The following is a 14,897-nucleotide window of genomic DNA, read 5'->3' as shown; positions in this document are numbered from 1 at the left end:
GGTTGTGCACGTGCGGGGCGGCGCGAAATCAGGGCGCCGCTGAGTCGTCATACTCCGTGCAGCCGGGCGTGCAGCGCGCGGACCTCGTCGGCGAGCTCCGGCGCCGGACCGGCGACCTCGACACCCGGTGCGACTGCGCGGATCGGCAACGGTGCCACCGGACCGGGCGCGACGCCCCACTCGTTGAGCCAGTCGGTGAGTTGCTCGGTGCTGGTGGCGTAGACGATCTTGCCGAGGCCGACCCAGGCGTGCGCGGCGCTGCACATCGCGCAGTGCTCACCCGAGGTGTAGGTGACCGCGGTTCGGCGCTGCTCCGGCGTGAGGTGCTCGGCGGCCCAGCGGGCGATCGCGAACTCCGGATGCTGTGTCGCGTCCCCGCCCTGCACCCGGTTGTGGTCCTCGAAGAGCGTGTTGCCGTCGGCATCGACGAGCACCGAGCCGAACGGCTCGTCACCCGACGCCAGTGCCTCGGTCGCCAACTGCACGCAGCGGCGCAGTCGGGTGAGGTCGGTGTCGGTCAGCGTGCCGTCATACGCAGTCATGCCGGCACGGTACCGCCCGCCGAGTGACGGTCCGCCCGCCGAGTGACGGTGAGATGAGGCCGTCGCTCGGCGAGGAAGCCGTCACTGGCGATGTATGGCGGTCGGGTGGTCGGGGGGTCAGGTGGTGGCCGCCGCCAGGCGGTCGCGGTCGAACACCTTCGCCAGAGGAAGGAGTATGACGAGCAGGACGACCGGCACGGCATACCCGATGCGCAGCGACCCGGTGCCGATGGCGCCGGTGAGGACCGAGCCGATCAGCGCGCCGACGTAGTTGAACTGGTTGAACCTGGCGATGACGGCGTCGCTGCGTGCGCGCAGCGTGTCCGGGTCGAGGTCGCCGGAGCCGCGGGCCAGCGCCGCGGCTGCCGAGTAGGACAGCGGGGCGACGACCGCGATGCCCGCGCCGAGCACCAGGAACCCGGCGACGCCGACCGGCCACGACGGTGCCGCGACCACGATCGCCAGACCGACGATCGCGACGAGCGCACCGGCTTGCAGCAGGCGGGTGGCGCCGACCCGGTCGGTGAGCCGGTCCCCGGCGATCCGCGCACCGAGCGACGCGACCAGATAGGGCAGGGTGGCCAGCGCGACCAGGCTCTCCGGCGCGCTCAGCGTGTGGTCGAAATAGATCGAGCCCCACGTGGTCGACGCCGTGTCGACGGTGTAGAAGATCACGCACGCCGCACCGACGAGCAGGATCGGCCGCCACGGAATGCCTTCTGCCGCCTCCGGGTTGGGTGCGCTGCCCGAGCCCGGCAGGAACCTGGCGAACGCCACGACGAGCGGCAACACCGCCAGCCCGCTCGAGAGCGCGGCGATCGACGCATGCGGCAGCGCGAGGGTCAGCAGCGTCCCGGTGATGCCGCCGGCGGTCCACGCGCCGTGGAACGACGGCAGCACCGTGCGCCGCATCTGGTGCTCCAGCGAGACGGCCTGCATGTTGGTGGTCGCGTCGACCAGGCCGAGCGCAACGCCGTAGACCGCGAGACCGGCGACCAGCAGCGGAATGCCGGGCGCCATACCGCTGACCAGCAGCGCGACGGCGATAGCCAGCAGTCCCGCACGGAGCACGATCGCGCTGCCGCGCCTCGGGGCGACCTTCTCGGCGAGCAGCGAACCGCAGCCGGCGAGCAGCACGATCATCAGCATGATCAGCGTCAGGCCCAATTGTGAGATGCCCCAGTGGTCTTCGAACTTCGGCAGGCGCGTCGTGAGCGACAGGAAGACGCAGCCCTGCGCGAAGTAGCCGGCCGCGATCGCGGCGCGTGGGGAATAGCTCATCATCGGCATCCTGGCACGGTTGGGTGTCAGCATGGGTCGAATTGGACGATTGACCATGTATGCCGCCCGATAGGCTCGCGCTCATGCGGCTGCGGATCGACTTCGGGTATGACGGCACCGACTTCTCCGGCTGGGCAGCGCAACCGGGGCGCCGCACCGTCGAGGAGGAGTTGTCCACCGCCCTGGCCACGATCCTGCGGTGTGACCCGCCGAAGCTGACGGTCGCCGGGCGCACCGATGCCGGAGTCCACGCGCGCGGAGCCGTCTGTCACGTCGACGTCGATGAGCAGCTGTATGCCGCCCTGCCGGGACGCTCGGACCGCACACCCGGTGCGGCGGCGGCCAGCAGGCTCGGGGGAGTCCTGCCCGCGGACGTGGTGGTGCACCGGGTCGCACCGGCGGCGCCGGGATTCGATGCCCGCTTCTCTGCCGTGTCGCGTCGCTACAGCTACCGGCTCGTCGACGACCCGGCTGCAGCCGACCCGATCCGACGGACCGACACGGTCGTGGTGCGCGGCCCGCTCGACGTCGGGAGCATGGACGCTGCGGCACGAAAGCTGGTGGGGCTGAAGGACTTTGCGGCGTTCTGCAAGAAGCGGGAGGGTGCCACGACAGTCCGCACCCTGCTGGACTACCGCTGGCACCGCGATGCCGACGGCGTCCTGATCGGCACCGTGCTGGCGGACGCGTTCTGCCACTCGATGGTCCGGTCCCTGGTGGGTGCGGTTGTCCCCGTGGGGTCAGGGCGGCATACCGAGCAATGGCCGGCGGAAGTGCTCACGGCGGGACGTCGCGACCCTGGTGTGACGGTGATGCCTCCGCACGGCTTGTGCCTGGAGGAGGTCAGCTATCCGCCGGCTGCCGACCTGGCGGCGCGCGCCGAAGAGTCACGTGCGGTGCGCGAACTGCCCTGAGCGGCAGGGAGATTCGACCGCACGAAACGACCGACCTCACGCATTGCCGCCGCAGCTTCGGGCACCCATGACGCGGCCGCCTGGAAGACATGCACCTGCCCGGTCCAGATCTGCAGCGTTGTCGGGACGCTTGCGGCGGCAAGCCGGTCGACCATCTCCTCGGCATCCGGACGCAGGATCTCGCGAGAGCCCATCTGGATCAGCACCGGCGGCAGACCCCGCAGGTCGGCGTCGATCGGGCTGACGCGGTCACCGTCGATCTCGTGATCGGCATCGACCTGCGCGATGAGGCGTTGCAGGGCGCGGCAACTGCGCACGCTGAACACATCGCACTTGTCGCGGTGCGGGCTGGCGGCCTTGCGCTCCGTGTCGAGGTCGAGCAGGGGCGACATACCGGTGATCGATGCGGGCCTCGGCAGCCCCTCGTCCCGCAGCGCGAGGGCGAGTGCGAACGCGAGGAATCCGCCGGCGGAGTCGCCGACGACGCTGATCCGCTCGGCGGGGTAACCCTCGTCGAGCAGCCAGCGGTAGCCGGCGAGGCAGTCGCCGAGCATGCCCTCGAGGGTGACTTCGGGCAGCATCCGGAAGTTGACGTTGAGCACCGGTTGCCGGGTGACGCGGGAGGTGGCGGCGACCAGGCGACGGTGCGAGGCGAGGCTGCAGACGATGAACGCGCCGCCGTGCAGATAGAGCACCGCGCCGTCGTCGCGGGTGCGTGCGGCTCGGATCCATTCGGCGTCGCACGGGCCGAGCTGCACCGTCGCGACAGAGGTGCCGGTCGGCAGGGCGAGATGATCGGCGGTGCGGTCCATGATGCCGGACAGGCGGGACAGTCCGGGCGCGTAACTCCAGGCGTTCAGCGCAGGCTTGCCGACGGTGCGCAGTCCGCCGGCCAGCGCGGCCGCACGGCGGCTGGTGCGAGGGAACTTGATGCGGCTCGCAGCGTGCGAAGCAGCACCGGTTACGGCACGGGATGCAGGCCGTGCGGTGGACGTCATCGTCGCTCCTCGGGTCGTAGCAGGGTGTCCACGAGGTGAAGCTCCCTGGTCAGATTCCCAACCCTAGGCCTACGGTTGCGTAACCTGGGTGAACCGAGGCGGAGAGGCGGGCAACGTATGCCGGGCATGGGACCAGTCGATTCGGGCTTCCTGATGATCGAGTCGCGTGAGCACCCGATGCACGTCGGCGGACTGCAGCTCTTCACGGTGCCGGACGGCGAGTCGCCGGAATGGGTGCGGGACCAGCTGACCGTCGCCGAGGACCAGGTCAGCCCGCGGTTCCGCCTGAAACCGAAGGATCCGGTGGGTCTGCTGGGCAATTTTCGCTGGTCCGTCGACCAGCACCTCGACCTGGACCACCACATCCGGCGCTCCGCGGTGCCGGGTCCGCACCGGCTGCGGGAGCTGTTCGAGCTGGCCTCGCGCTGGCAGGGTTCGCTGCTGGACCGGCACCGTCCCTTGTGGGAGGTCCACATCGTCGAAGGCCTCGCGGACGGCCGGGTCGCTGTCTTCTCCAAGATCCACCACGCGCTGGTCGACGGCGTGTCGGCGCTGCACCTGATGCAGCGAGCTTGCAGCCCCGACCCCGACGCGACGGACTGCCTGCCGCCATATGCACTGCCGGCCGCCACGATCCAGGCGACGGCCGCCCGGAAGCGGACCGGTCACTCGTTGCCCGACCCCGCCTCCGTCGTGCGCGGCGGGCTCGACCTCGCCGGTGAGCTGGCCAGCATCGGACCCAACTCGCTGAAGGTCGCCTACCGGTCGCTGCGGGACACCGGGCTGACGACGCCCTTCGACGCACCCCGCACCGTCCTCAACGGTCGCATCGGCGGCGCTCGCCGGTTCGTCGCGCAGTCGTTCGCTATGAACCGTTTTCGGCAGGTCGCCAAGGCGGCGGACGTGTCGCTCAACGACGTCGTGCTCGCCGTGTGCGGCGGTGCCTTGCGGCGTTATATGAGCGAGTTGGACGAGCTGCCGGACCGCTCGATGACGGCGATGTGTCCGGTCAACCTGCGTGATGAGAGCAGCGAGGTCGGCGGCAACGAGATCGGTGCCATGATCGCCACGCTGGGCACCGATGTCGAGGATCCGGTGGAGCGGCTGGAGGACGTGCACGAGTCCACCACCGCGGCGAAGACCACCATGCGCGAGCTCACGCCGTTGCAGTTGCTGCTGATGTCGGGCTACAACATCGCCGGGCTCGGACTGTCGATGCTGCCGACCTACAGCCTCGGTGGCAGGCCACCGTTCAACGTCATTATCTCCAATGTGCCTGGCCCTCGAAAACAGATGTATTTCAACGGTGCTCACCTCGAGGGCACCTACCCGGCGTCCATCCCTGTCGACGGTATGGCGATGAACATCACCCTCGTCACCTATGACGACCAGGTCGACTTCGGCATCACCGCGTGCCGTCGGAGCGCGCCCTCCGTGCAGCGGATGATCCACCACCTGGAGGACGCGCTGGCCGAGTTGGAGGGCGCGGTCGCCTGAGCCGCGCGCAGCATTGCGCGTATGCCGGACGACCTGCACGCACCCGTCAGCCCACCCGGATCGTCGCCTTCCGGGTCACCCCGTTGACCGCGACCGTCAGCTGAGCCGTGCCGTGCCGCAACCCGGTGAGTTTGCCTGTCTCCGGGTCGAATTCGACGATCGCCCCGCCGCGTGGCCGCGCTGAGTTGTCGACGTGCACACCATCGCCGCCCCAGGACGCGCTGACCGGCCAGCTGACCGGAACCTTGCGTGTCTCGTCCTGCCCGATGGTTGCACTCGCCTTCATGGTGCCGCCGACAGGCAGTGTCGCCGGCGCAATGAGACTCAGCGAGTCGACGCGGGCACGAGTCTCGTCCCGCAGCCACGGCAACCGTGCACCGGTCCGTGGCACCGTGCCCACCCGACCGGCGGCGGGGTCGACACCCAGCATCGTCCAGCCGGTGAACCCACCGCGATCGGCCGACCCGCTCGGTGTCTTGCCGGAGTTGCCGTTGGTCACGCGAGTCACGCCGCCCGCGGCATCGGTGTAGAAGATGCCGATGTGCCCGTTGACCTGCGCGATCGACTTCCCTGTGGTTGCAGTGAAATTCGTCAGGGTGCGCTTCAACGCCGCAGCCCCGTAGCGGTCACCGAGCTGTGACGCCTTGTCCGGCTGCGGATCGTCGACGGGGTGATGGTTGAAGACCAGGACACCGGTGATCCGCGGGTCGCGAGCAGCGTCGGCAAGCTGCTGCTCGAGCATCTGCAGCTGCTCGGTCGAGCCGTCCGGATGCAGGGTGCCCGAGGACGAGTCGAGGGTGATGATCTTGGTCCCGCCGAGGTTGCGGTGCGTGGCAGTGGCTCCGAAGACGTCCTCGAAATTGCTGATCGGCCCGCCCATCACCTCGTGGTTGCCGGGGACGTAGATGTAAGGGACCTTGGTCCCGATCTCCTCGTCGAGAACCTTCTTCGCGAACGCGATGTCGGCAGGTGACGCTTCGTCGACCAGGTCACCGTCGATGACCAGCAGGTCGGGGTGGGCCGCGACGATCTCGCGCATGGCGCGACGGCCGGCCTTCACGATGGGCGAGTCGGGGTCTCGCGCGACGAACTGGGTGTCGCTGAGGACCGCGATCCGCTGCGGGCTGTCATCGGTGCTGCCCGCGTCGGACACGGCCGGATCGTGCGGCCAGCCGGCCTCGGGCACGTCGACGGCGGGCGGCACCTGAGCGGCGAGGCCGGCGATCGCCAGGTGGTCGCTGTAGGTCGCGTCCGACCGGGTCTCCATGAAGCGGACCTTGGTGAGGGTCAGTGGGTATGGCGTGCCGGCCGGGACCGGGAAGCGCACCTGCTGCCAGCCCTTCCAGGTGACGACGGGGTTGCTGCCGCCCTTCTCCGGGTCGAGATTGGTGGTCGTGCCGTCACCCTTGGTGACCATCAGCCGTGGCCACTCGCCCTTGCCGTTGCCGTTGACCCACATCGTCAGGGCCTGAGGCTGCCCGGGTATGGCGATCGGGGCGGGCGGCACGGCATACGCCCCTCGGGTGGCGGTGGTGGCGCCGAAGTCGAAGTCGAGGGCCAGACCCTTGCTGCCTTCGGGTCCTTCCGTGGGTGCGACCGATCCCGTCGCACGGTCGGCGGCGAAGGTCCAGGACGATGCGTCGGAGAAGTCGGCGAGGGTCTGCTCGTCATACCCGACGGTCACCGGGACGGTCAGTTCGTGACCGGCGACGGTGAAGCTGATCGAGGTCGCCAGCTTGTCGGATGCCGGAGTCACGGTGAAGCTGTCGACTCCGTCCGCGGCGACGGTGACTCCGTCACCGGCTCGCACCTGCACGTCGCGGGTCTCGACAGGGACGCTGAAACCGTCGGCGTCCGTGGCGGTCAGCGACAGCTTGCCGGTGGCGTCACCGGATGGGATGGACAGCACCGAGGACGAGGCGGACAGCCGAGCTACCTTGCCGTGCACCGTGATCGGGACGGTTTGGTGGGCGCGTCGGGAGCGGAAGGTGACCTTCGCGGATCCGGTGGCGCGACCGCGCACGACGACCCGGCCGGGGTCTGTCGAGACCTGCTGCAGCACTCGTCCCGGCGTCGACGTGAAGTGGCCGCCGCCCGGGGCGGGGCCGAGGTCGGCGGACAGTCGGGTGCCGCGCAGTGTGCGGCTCAGGCCGACGAGAGTGTCGGTGGCGCCGTCGGCGGGCAGGCCGGCGGCCGGTTGCAGGTCGGTGCGCAGGGACACTGCGCTTGAGGGTCCGGTTGCGGTCGAGCGGAAGACCAGGGCGTTGGACACGTGACGCTCGCCGCCGTCGGACGGGCGCCCGACGACCGAGCGATCCGCGGTCCCGGCCGGGCGAGCGACCATCGTGGTCGAGCCACCGCCGTCCAGGTTGACGGCATTCCAGGCGCCGAGGTCGTCCATGAAGGCCGCGAGCTCCTGGATCGTCATACCGTGGCTGTCGCCCTGGCGGCCGTCGAGACTGACGACCCAGAGGCGGCTGCCGTCCTTGCTGATCCCGATCGCGGTCCTGGCCGCGGTCACCTCGTCGTCGGTGGTCTTCCGGCCGTCGGCCAGCAGCCGCTGGCTGCCGCCGACCGCGAGGTCCACCGCGGCGTTGGCCTTCACCGTCAGCTCGACGTGGTTGCCGATCTCGAGACCGGCGAGCTGCTTCGTGGCGCTGCCGCGGGCGACGAGCAATGAGCTGCCGGACGGTATGTCGGCAGGCTCGTCGAGTGCAGCGCGGTCGTCGCTGGTCGCGGTGACGACGCCCTTGGTGACGGTGACCGCGCGGACGTGCTCGCTGGTGCCGATCAGGCGACCGATCGGGTACTTGCCCCACAGGGAGGTGAACAGGCCGACCGAATCATCCTGGAAGGTGGGTGAATTCACCGCTGCGACCTTGGCGGTGGTGCCTTTGGCGCTGAGCGTCGCCGCCGACATCAGCTGTCGGATCGCGGCCTTGCCGTCCGTGACGGTGAACGCCTGTCGTGGGGTTGCTCCTGCGTTGTGCACCTTGCCGGCGGCGATGTCCGTGCCGACCGGTGCATCGGAGGCGTTCATGTCGTAGTAGTCGCCGTTGACCGCAGCGACGACGTGCGACCGGTCGGCGAATTCACTCACCGGAGCGTTCGCTCCCGAGACGGCACCGCCGTCGGACAGGCCGAGGGAGAGCGATGGTGTGTCGAGGTCGGCGGTCATCACCCGCCCGGTGACCCACCCGCCGGGCTGCATCCGCTGGAAGGACGTCAGGTCCAGGCCGGGAGCGATCGCCGTGCTGCGCTGCCGGTTGTAGACCGAGTCGGCGCCGTCCAGGCCGGCGAGTTGGTCACCGGAGGTGGTGGGCGGAGCGGCCGCGACACGGGTGGCTCCTGGAGCGGTTGCTGGTGCGGCGGTGGTCGCGGCGACAGCGGGTCCGGTCGGTGCGACGAGCGCACCCGCGACGAAGAGTGCGGTGACCAGCGCGAGCAGGGTGCGCAGTGTGGAGGAGGGCGGCGGTGAACTGTGACGGGGTGAGAGCACCACAACACCTTGGCGGTTCAGCCTGCCCGTGGCAAGACTTTCGAGCGTGTTGCCACTTTGTGTTCATTATTGCCGCGGAGCGCGAACCCGGAAGCGGATGCCGGTCCCGGGCACGCACTGCGCCAGCCGATCCAGGTCGGCTGCGTCGACCACGCCGATCACCGGGTAGCCGCCGGTTGTCGGGTGATCGGCGAGGAAGACGATGAGTTCGCCGCTCGGCGGAGCCTGCACCGCACCGAGCGGGATCGCTTCGCTGGGCCGGCTGTGACCGGTGCCGGACAGTTGAAAACCGTTGAGCCGTATGCCGACCCGATTGCTGTCGCTGGACACCGTGCCGCGGGTGCGACTCAGCGCGTCGCGGTCGGAGCGGCCGAGCGACTCCGGCCGCGGGCCGAGGGTGAGGCCGACGGTCACCTCATCGGTCGGGGTGACCGGCAGCAGCGTAGCGACGGTCGGAGGCAGTGCCCGCGGGTCGCCGACCGGGAGCCGGTCACCCTGCTGCACCGGCGCTGGGCCGATGCCACTGGAGGTGTCCGTGCTCCAGGAGCCGCCGAACGCACCCTGCGGGGTGAGCCCGCCGCGCACGGTCAGGTAGCTACGCAGCCCGCGGTGTGTGGCGCCGAGCCGCAGCACCGCTCCGGCCGGGACCAGCACCGGACTGCCGAACGCCGCAGTCGTGCCGTCAATGGTGATCGGACACCACGCGCCGGTGACGGCGACGAAAACTGCTGTGTCCGGGCGCATTTCGAGGCCACCGAGCAAGACCTCGAGTCCGGCCGCGCAGGCGGCGTTGCCCAGGAGGCGGTTGCCCTGGACGAGTGAAGCGCGGTCGACCGCACCGGAAGCGGTGACGCCCTGACCCGCGAGGCCGGGGCGACCCAGGTCCTCGACCAGGCACAGTGGGCCGGTGCGCAGGATCTCGAGATTCGTCAGGGGGTGCGTCATCGCAGTGCTTGGAATCGGACGTGATCGTTCGCAGCGAGCGTGGCGCCGGCCGACGTGGCGTCGAACATCACCTGGTCGGTGCTCCCGATCAGCTGCCAGCCGCCGGGGGACGACCCCGGGTAGATGCCGCAGTAACTGCCGGCGAAGCCGACAGATCCGCCGGGGATCGACGCACGTGGTGACTCGCGTCGGTCCATCGGCTTGTTGTGGTCTGCGCGGGTCAGGTAGCCGAAACCTGGCATGAATCCGAGGAATTCGACGGTCCAGGGGGAGTCGGTGTGCCACTGGATCAGGGCGTCACGGGACATTGCCAAGTGCTCGGCCACGGTCAGCAGGTCGGGGCCGTCATACCTCACGGGGATGGTGTGTATGGCGCCCGTGTCCGTGGCGACTTCCGGGAGTGTCGACAGGTCGAGATCGCTCAGTCGGCTGCCGAGCCGGGCCAGGGCCCGCCGAGCGTCCTGCTCGGCGACGGACAGGTCCGAGACATCGAGCAGCACCGTCGACTCGGCCGGTATGACGTCAACGTCTCGGTGGTCGGTGGCATCGAGCCAGGCGGTGAGGGCGCGGCGGGTCGCGGCGTCGGGGAGCTCGACGAGGACTGCTCTGGCGCCGAAGGGCCGGAGCGTCAGTGTGGTCCGATCCTCGCTCACGAGATGAAGGGTGTCACGTCGACACCGTTGTCCGACAAGGCATCTCGGACCGCGGTCGCCATCGCCACCGCACCGGGCGAGTCCCCGTGCACGCACACGGACTGCGCGTGCACGCTGACGATCGACCCGTCGGTCGCGACGACCTGTCCGTCACGGGCCATGTGCACCGCACGAGCCGCGACCGCGTCGGGGTCGTCGAGCACGGCGCCCGCCTGGCTGCGCGGCACGAGAGTGCCTTCGGGCGTGTAGCCGCGATCGGCGAAAGCCTCTGGCACCGTGCGGATCCCGGCATCCGTCGCGGCAGCGAGCAACGCGGAGCCGGGTAGTCCCAGGAGTGGCAGATCGGCACCCGCGGCGGCCACCGCGCGGACGACCGCGTGCGCCTGCTCCTCGTGGTGCACGACCGTGTTGTAGAGCGCGCCGTGTGGTTTGACGTAGCTGACCCGGCTGCCGACGCTGCGGGCGATGCCGTCGAGTGCACCGATCTGGTAGAGCACGTCGGCATACAGGTCGTCGGGGGCGACATCGATGAAGCGTCGGCCGAATCCGGCCAGGTCGCGATAGCCGACCTGCGCACCGATCCGCACCCCGCGCTCGGCAGCCGCAGCGCAGGTGCGGACCAACGTCGCCGGATCGCCGGCGTGGAAGCCGCACGCGACATTCGCGGAGGTGATCACCTGCAGCAATGCCTCGTCGTCGCCCAGCTGCCAGCGACCGAAGGACTCGCCGAGGTCGGCGTTCAGATCGATGTGCACGGTTTCAGGCTAGTTCGTGCACGTTCGGGCGAGGCCCGGACGCGGTGTCGGACGAACGATCAGTTGAACGGACCGTTGTTCATGCTCTGGTTGTGCCGCCGGTAGATCTGCGCCTCGGCGTTCTGCAGCGCGTTGTGGTTGTCGACGCCGGTGCCTCCCCGGATGTTGCCGCCGCCGCGGAGACGGACGATGAGCGTCAGTGCCGTGCAGAGCACGAGAAAGACGCCGAAGAAGTAGATCCAGAACATGGTGTCCTCCCTGATGGATCTGGTGATCTGACTACTGCCAGTAGACCACCTGGGCGGTGCATTCGGTTGTCACGTTGCCGGATCTTCACCGACGGACCCGGTCGTGTGGGGTGAAACCCGGATGACGCGTGCCCGGTGCATACGTGATGCTTGACGGCTGTGGGTCATATCGATGTGAACGCAGTGCACTACTTCCTGCCCGACGGCCGGCCGCTGCTCGGCGGCGTCAGCCTGCGTGTCGGCGAGGGCGCGAAGGTCGGCCTGGTCGGACCGAACGGGACCGGCAAGACGACCCTGTTGCGGATCATCGCCGGCGAGATCGACGCGCACGAGGGCGCGATCACCCGGTCCGGCGGGCTCGCGGTGATGCCGCAGTTCATCGGCCGGGCGCGCCCCGAGGGTGAGGGGTTCACTGTCCGGGATCTGCTGCTGACGGTCGCGCCGGAGCGGATCCGCAAGGTTGCCAAGGCTGTTGACGAGTCCGAGCTGGCGATCATGGAGCGCGACGACGAGCCGGCGCAGCTGGCGTATGCGCAGGCGCTCGCGGACTGGGCCGAGGTGGGCGGCTACGACTGGGAGACGTCGTGTGACGTCTGCACGGTGTCGGCGATCGGCATACCGTTTGAGCGAGCCCAATTCCGCGATGTTTCAACGCTTTCCGGTGGTGAGCAGAAGCGCATCGTCCTCGAGGCGTTGTTGCGCGGCCCCGAGGAGGTGCTACTGCTGGACGAGCCGGACAACTCCCTCGACGTGCCGACCAAGCGGTGGTTGGAGGATCAGCTCAACGCCTCGCCGAAGACCGTGCTCTTCATCAGTCACGACCGCGAGATGCTGGCGAATGTCGCCACCCGCATCGCGACCCTCGAGCCGGCCGCGTCCGGCGCGAACGCGTGGGTGCATCCGGGCAGTTTCGCGACATACCACCAGGCGAGGATCGACCGGATCAACAAGCTGGAGGAGCTGCGGCGCCGCTGGGACGAGGAGCATCTGAAGCTGAAGCAACTCGTGCAGATGTACAAGGTCAAGGCGGCATACAACTCGGACATGGCCGCGCGCTATCGCGCCGCGCAGACCCGGCTGGCGAAGTTCGAGGATGCCGGGCCGCCGGAGGTGGTGCCCTTCGAGCAGCACGTCAGCATGCGGTTGTCCGGTGGGCGCACCGCCAAGCGCGCGGTGATCTGCGAAGGGCTCGAACTCACCGGACTGATGCGTCCGTTCGACCTCGAGGTCTGGTACGGCGAACGTGTCGCCGTCCTGGGCTCCAACGGCTCGGGCAAGTCGCACTTCCTGCGGCTGCTCGCGGCCGGCGGCTCGGACCCCGATGTGGAGCACCGTCCGGTGGGAGACAACCCTCCGAAACCTGTGCAGCACAGCGGAATCGCGCGACTCGGCTCGCGTGTGCGGCCAGGCTGGTTCGCGCAATCGGCGCAGGCCGGCAGCACGCACGCCTGGGAGCAGCGCACGCTGCTGGAGATCCTGCACCGCGGCGATGAGCATCGCGACGGTATGCCGCGGGAGCAGGCATCGCGGGCGCTGGACCGCTACGAGCTCGCGCGTGCGGCAGAGCAGGTCTTCGCCTCGCTCTCCGGTGGTCAGCAGGCGCGCTTCCAGATCCTGCTGCTGGAGCTGTCCGGCGCAACGTTGCTGCTGCTGGACGAGCCGACGGACAACCTCGACCTGCACTCGGCCGAGGCGCTGGAGGCCGGTCTCGACGCCTTCGACGGCACCGTGGTTGCGGTGACCCACGACCGTTGGTTTGCAAGGGGATTCGACCGCTTCCTGGTCTTCGGATCCGACGGGAAGGTGCGCGAGGCGGCCGAGCCGGTGTGGGACGAGGAGCGCGTCGAGCGCGCCCGTTAGTCGCGCGCGCCGCCGACGTTGCGGATGTTCGGCTGCAGCTCGTGCGGTGGCCGGTCGTCGCCGATGCCGAAGCTGAGGATCCGCGTCGGATGGATCCGGATGAGGCCACCGCCGTCGATGTCTTCGTCTTCGATCGCCTCGGCGCTGCCGCGGATCTCGATGCAGCGCACTCGCCACGGGTCGGTGGACGGGAGGTCGTCGATCACGAAGGCGACCTTGCCGTTCACCGCGATGTTCCGGAACTTCCGGCTCGCCGACATCCGGAAGCCGTGTATGTCGATGGCGCCTGTCTCCGGATCGACCGAGAAGCCAACCGGATTGACCTGCAGGGTGCCGTTGGGCTGCTCGGTCGCAAGTCGGCCCAGGTGTTGGGAACGCAGATACTTCAGCTCGTCGGGAGTGAACACTTTCGTGTCGGGTGTCATGGCTCGGACGCTAGATGTTGAAGTGAGCTTCAAGTCAAACGCGTTGCTCCGGAGGTCGTTGACCTGCCTTGAGGTCGTTGAGTTGCCTTTGAGGTCGTTGAGTTGCCTTTGAGGTCGTTGAGCTTGTCGAAACGACGCCGGGGACCTCGACAGGCTCGGCCACCTCTCGTGGGACGGGCTCGGCCACCCCTCTCGTGGGGCAGGCCCGGCCGGCTCGTGGTCTAGCGTCGGGTTCATGCCCGAGCGGGACTGGCGAGAGAGCGGCTTCCGACAGCGTCGACCGTCCGACGACACTTTCGCCTGGGTCGCCGCGTCACTGGGGCGAGGCAGTCGGGTCGTCGGCTGCCGCCGGCTGACCGGGGGTGTCTCCTCGGCCGTGCATCGCCTGACGGTCGAGGACGACGGATCGCGGGAGTTCGTCATACTGCGGCAGTATCCGGCCGGACTTGGGCTGGACGAGGCGCTGCAGCGGGAGTGCACCAACCTCGAACTGGTCGCGGGCAGTGGGCTGCCGGTGCCGAGCATCGTGGCGGCGGACGTCGACGTCGCGTCGACCGGTGGGTTGCCGTCGCTGCTGATGACGTGCTTGCCGGGGTATGTCGACCTCGACCCTGCGCAGCCGGGACGGTGGCTGACGCGGATCGCCGAGCTCGCCGCGCAGGTGCACTCGCTCGATCTGCCGGCGAAGGCGTTCGACCCCTGGACGGACTCGTGGATCGCTCCGCGCGGCGACCTCCACGTGCCGACCGATGCACGGAGGCCGGACGTGTGGATGGCGGCATTCGACTCGATGACCGAGCCGCCGCCCCGGGACTCGAGCGCCTTTCTGCACGGCGATTTCCTGCCGGTGAACCTGCTCTGGTCGCAGGGCAGGATCACCGGCCTCGTCGACTGGAACGGCGTCCATCGAGGATCACCCGCCATCGACATCGGCCACTGCCGACGATATCTGGCGGCGCTCCACTCGACCGAGTGGGCTGAGCAGCTTCGGTCCAGCTACGAGTCGCTCGTCGGGGCGGTGCTCGACCCGTGGTGGGACCTGTACGCGCTGCTGCACTACGACGACAACCAGGCCAAGTGGATGCGTCGCCAGGTCGCCGGGCGGTGTGCCGTCGACATACAGGGCATGACCGGTCGGGTCGAGAGCCTGATCGAGGCAGGGCTGCGGCGTCTCGAGTGACGGCGAAATCGTTGACTGACGGCGCCATACAACCGTCACTCGGCGAGGAAGCCGTCACTGGCGAAATGGGGCGCGCGAACATGGGGCGCGCGAACATGGG

Annotated in this window: 13 protein-coding genes; 4 read left to right on the top strand and 9 right to left on the bottom strand. The window is 69.2% G+C overall.

Annotation, left to right across the window (positions count from 1 at the left end):
* Positions 1-47: 47 nt before the first annotated feature.
* Positions 48-542 carry a nucleoside deaminase gene (locus ACSZL9_RS07575; RefSeq protein ID WP_446664854.1) on the bottom strand — a complete coding sequence of 165 codons (495 nt, stop codon included), beginning with the start codon at positions 540-542 and terminating at the stop codon, positions 48-50.
* A gap of 117 nt (positions 543-659) precedes the next feature.
* Positions 660-1,856 (bottom strand): MFS transporter, encoded by a 1,197-nt coding sequence (locus ACSZL9_RS07570; RefSeq protein WP_446664853.1) that lies wholly within the window; start codon positions 1,854-1,856, stop codon positions 660-662.
* Between the two features lie 50 nt (positions 1,857-1,906).
* Between ACSZL9_RS07570 and truA the strand changes: the two genes are divergently transcribed.
* Positions 1,907-2,737, top strand: a complete 831-nt coding sequence (truA, locus tag ACSZL9_RS07565) for a tRNA pseudouridine(38-40) synthase TruA (protein ID WP_446664852.1) — start codon at positions 1,907-1,909, stop codon at positions 2,735-2,737.
* On the opposite strand, the gene ACSZL9_RS07560 is transcribed toward truA, so the two are convergent.
* Complete coding sequence (locus ACSZL9_RS07560) at positions 2,671-3,735, bottom strand: alpha/beta hydrolase (RefSeq protein WP_446664851.1); 1,065 nt, start codon at positions 3,733-3,735, stop codon at positions 2,671-2,673. The genes truA and ACSZL9_RS07560 overlap by 67 nt on opposite strands.
* Before the next feature lie 126 nt (positions 3,736-3,861).
* Between ACSZL9_RS07560 and ACSZL9_RS07555 the strand changes: the two genes are divergently transcribed.
* A complete protein-coding gene (locus tag ACSZL9_RS07555) occupies positions 3,862-5,232 on the top strand; it encodes a WS/DGAT/MGAT family O-acyltransferase (protein WP_446664850.1) in 1,371 nt (456 codons plus the stop codon).
* 46 nt (positions 5,233-5,278) lie between these two features.
* Here the strand turns inward: ACSZL9_RS07555 and ACSZL9_RS07550 are convergent, their stop codons facing one another.
* From ACSZL9_RS07550 to ACSZL9_RS07530, 5 genes are all read right to left on the bottom strand, one after another.
* A complete protein-coding gene (locus tag ACSZL9_RS07550) occupies positions 5,279-8,731 on the bottom strand; it encodes a phosphodiester glycosidase family protein (protein WP_446664849.1) in 3,453 nt (1,150 codons plus the stop codon).
* Between the two features lie 66 nt (positions 8,732-8,797).
* Positions 8,798-9,676 carry a 5-oxoprolinase subunit C family protein gene (locus ACSZL9_RS07545; RefSeq protein ID WP_446664848.1) on the bottom strand — a complete coding sequence of 293 codons (879 nt, stop codon included), beginning with the start codon at positions 9,674-9,676 and terminating at the stop codon, positions 8,798-8,800.
* Positions 9,673-10,329 carry a 5-oxoprolinase subunit B family protein gene (locus tag ACSZL9_RS07540; protein ID WP_446664847.1) on the bottom strand — a complete coding sequence of 219 codons (657 nt, stop codon included), beginning with the start codon at positions 10,327-10,329 and terminating at the stop codon, positions 9,673-9,675. The genes ACSZL9_RS07545 and ACSZL9_RS07540 overlap by 4 nt, the downstream gene beginning before the upstream one ends.
* Positions 10,326-11,084: a LamB/YcsF family protein gene (locus tag ACSZL9_RS07535; protein ID WP_446664846.1), complete on the bottom strand. Its 759-nt coding sequence runs from the start codon at positions 11,082-11,084 to the stop codon at positions 10,326-10,328. Before ACSZL9_RS07535 ends, ACSZL9_RS07540 begins: the two co-directional genes overlap by 4 nt.
* Before the next feature lie 59 nt (positions 11,085-11,143).
* Positions 11,144-11,332, bottom strand: a complete 189-nt coding sequence (locus ACSZL9_RS07530) for a hypothetical protein (RefSeq protein ID WP_446664845.1) — start codon at positions 11,330-11,332, stop codon at positions 11,144-11,146.
* 159 nt (positions 11,333-11,491) lie between these two features.
* Here ACSZL9_RS07530 and ACSZL9_RS07525 point away from each other — a divergent pair, with 159 nt between their 5' ends.
* Positions 11,492-13,192: an ABC-F family ATP-binding cassette domain-containing protein gene (locus ACSZL9_RS07525; protein ID WP_446664844.1), complete on the top strand. Its 1,701-nt coding sequence runs from the start codon at positions 11,492-11,494 to the stop codon at positions 13,190-13,192.
* Here the strand turns inward: ACSZL9_RS07525 and ACSZL9_RS07520 are convergent.
* A complete protein-coding gene (locus tag ACSZL9_RS07520; RefSeq protein ID WP_446664843.1) occupies positions 13,189-13,617 on the bottom strand; it encodes a PPOX class F420-dependent oxidoreductase in 429 nt (142 codons plus the stop codon). The genes ACSZL9_RS07525 and ACSZL9_RS07520 overlap by 4 nt on opposite strands.
* Before the next feature lie 235 nt (positions 13,618-13,852).
* On the opposite strand from ACSZL9_RS07520, the gene ACSZL9_RS07515 reads away from it, so the two are divergent.
* Positions 13,853-14,797 carry a phosphotransferase family protein gene (locus ACSZL9_RS07515; protein ID WP_446664842.1) on the top strand — a complete coding sequence of 315 codons (945 nt, stop codon included), beginning with the start codon at positions 13,853-13,855 and terminating at the stop codon, positions 14,795-14,797.
* Positions 14,798-14,897 lie beyond the last annotated feature (100 nt).

Source organism: Flexivirga sp. B27, from assembly GCF_052905685.1.
Note: the sequence above shows the minus strand (reverse complement) of the source record. Positions and strands in the feature narration are given on the sequence as shown.

Bases quoted from the DNA above. Each gene is read 5' to 3' on its own strand.
- ACSZL9_RS07545 (WP_446664848.1), bottom strand. From the start codon at position 9,676: ATGACGCACCCCCTGACGAATCTCGAGATCCTGCGCACCGGCCCACTG.
- ACSZL9_RS07570 (WP_446664853.1), bottom strand. From the start codon at position 1,856: ATGCTGACACCCAACCGTGCCAGGATGCCGATGATGAGCTATTCCCCA.
- ACSZL9_RS07575 (WP_446664854.1), bottom strand. From the start codon at position 542: ATGACTGCGTATGACGGCACGCTGACCGACACCGACCTCACCCGACTG.
- ACSZL9_RS07560 (WP_446664851.1), bottom strand. From the start codon at position 3,735: ATGACGTCCACCGCACGGCCTGCATCCCGTGCCGTAACCGGTGCTGCT.
- ACSZL9_RS07515 (WP_446664842.1), top strand. From the start codon at position 13,853: ATGCCCGAGCGGGACTGGCGAGAGAGCGGCTTCCGACAGCGTCGACCG.
- truA (WP_446664852.1), top strand. From the start codon at position 1,907: ATGCGGCTGCGGATCGACTTCGGGTATGACGGCACCGACTTCTCCGGC.
- ACSZL9_RS07530 (WP_446664845.1), bottom strand. From the start codon at position 11,332: ATGTTCTGGATCTACTTCTTCGGCGTCTTTCTCGTGCTCTGCACGGCA.
- ACSZL9_RS07555 (WP_446664850.1), top strand. From the start codon at position 3,862: ATGGGACCAGTCGATTCGGGCTTCCTGATGATCGAGTCGCGTGAGCAC.
- ACSZL9_RS07520 (WP_446664843.1), bottom strand. From the start codon at position 13,617: ATGACACCCGACACGAAAGTGTTCACTCCCGACGAGCTGAAGTATCTG.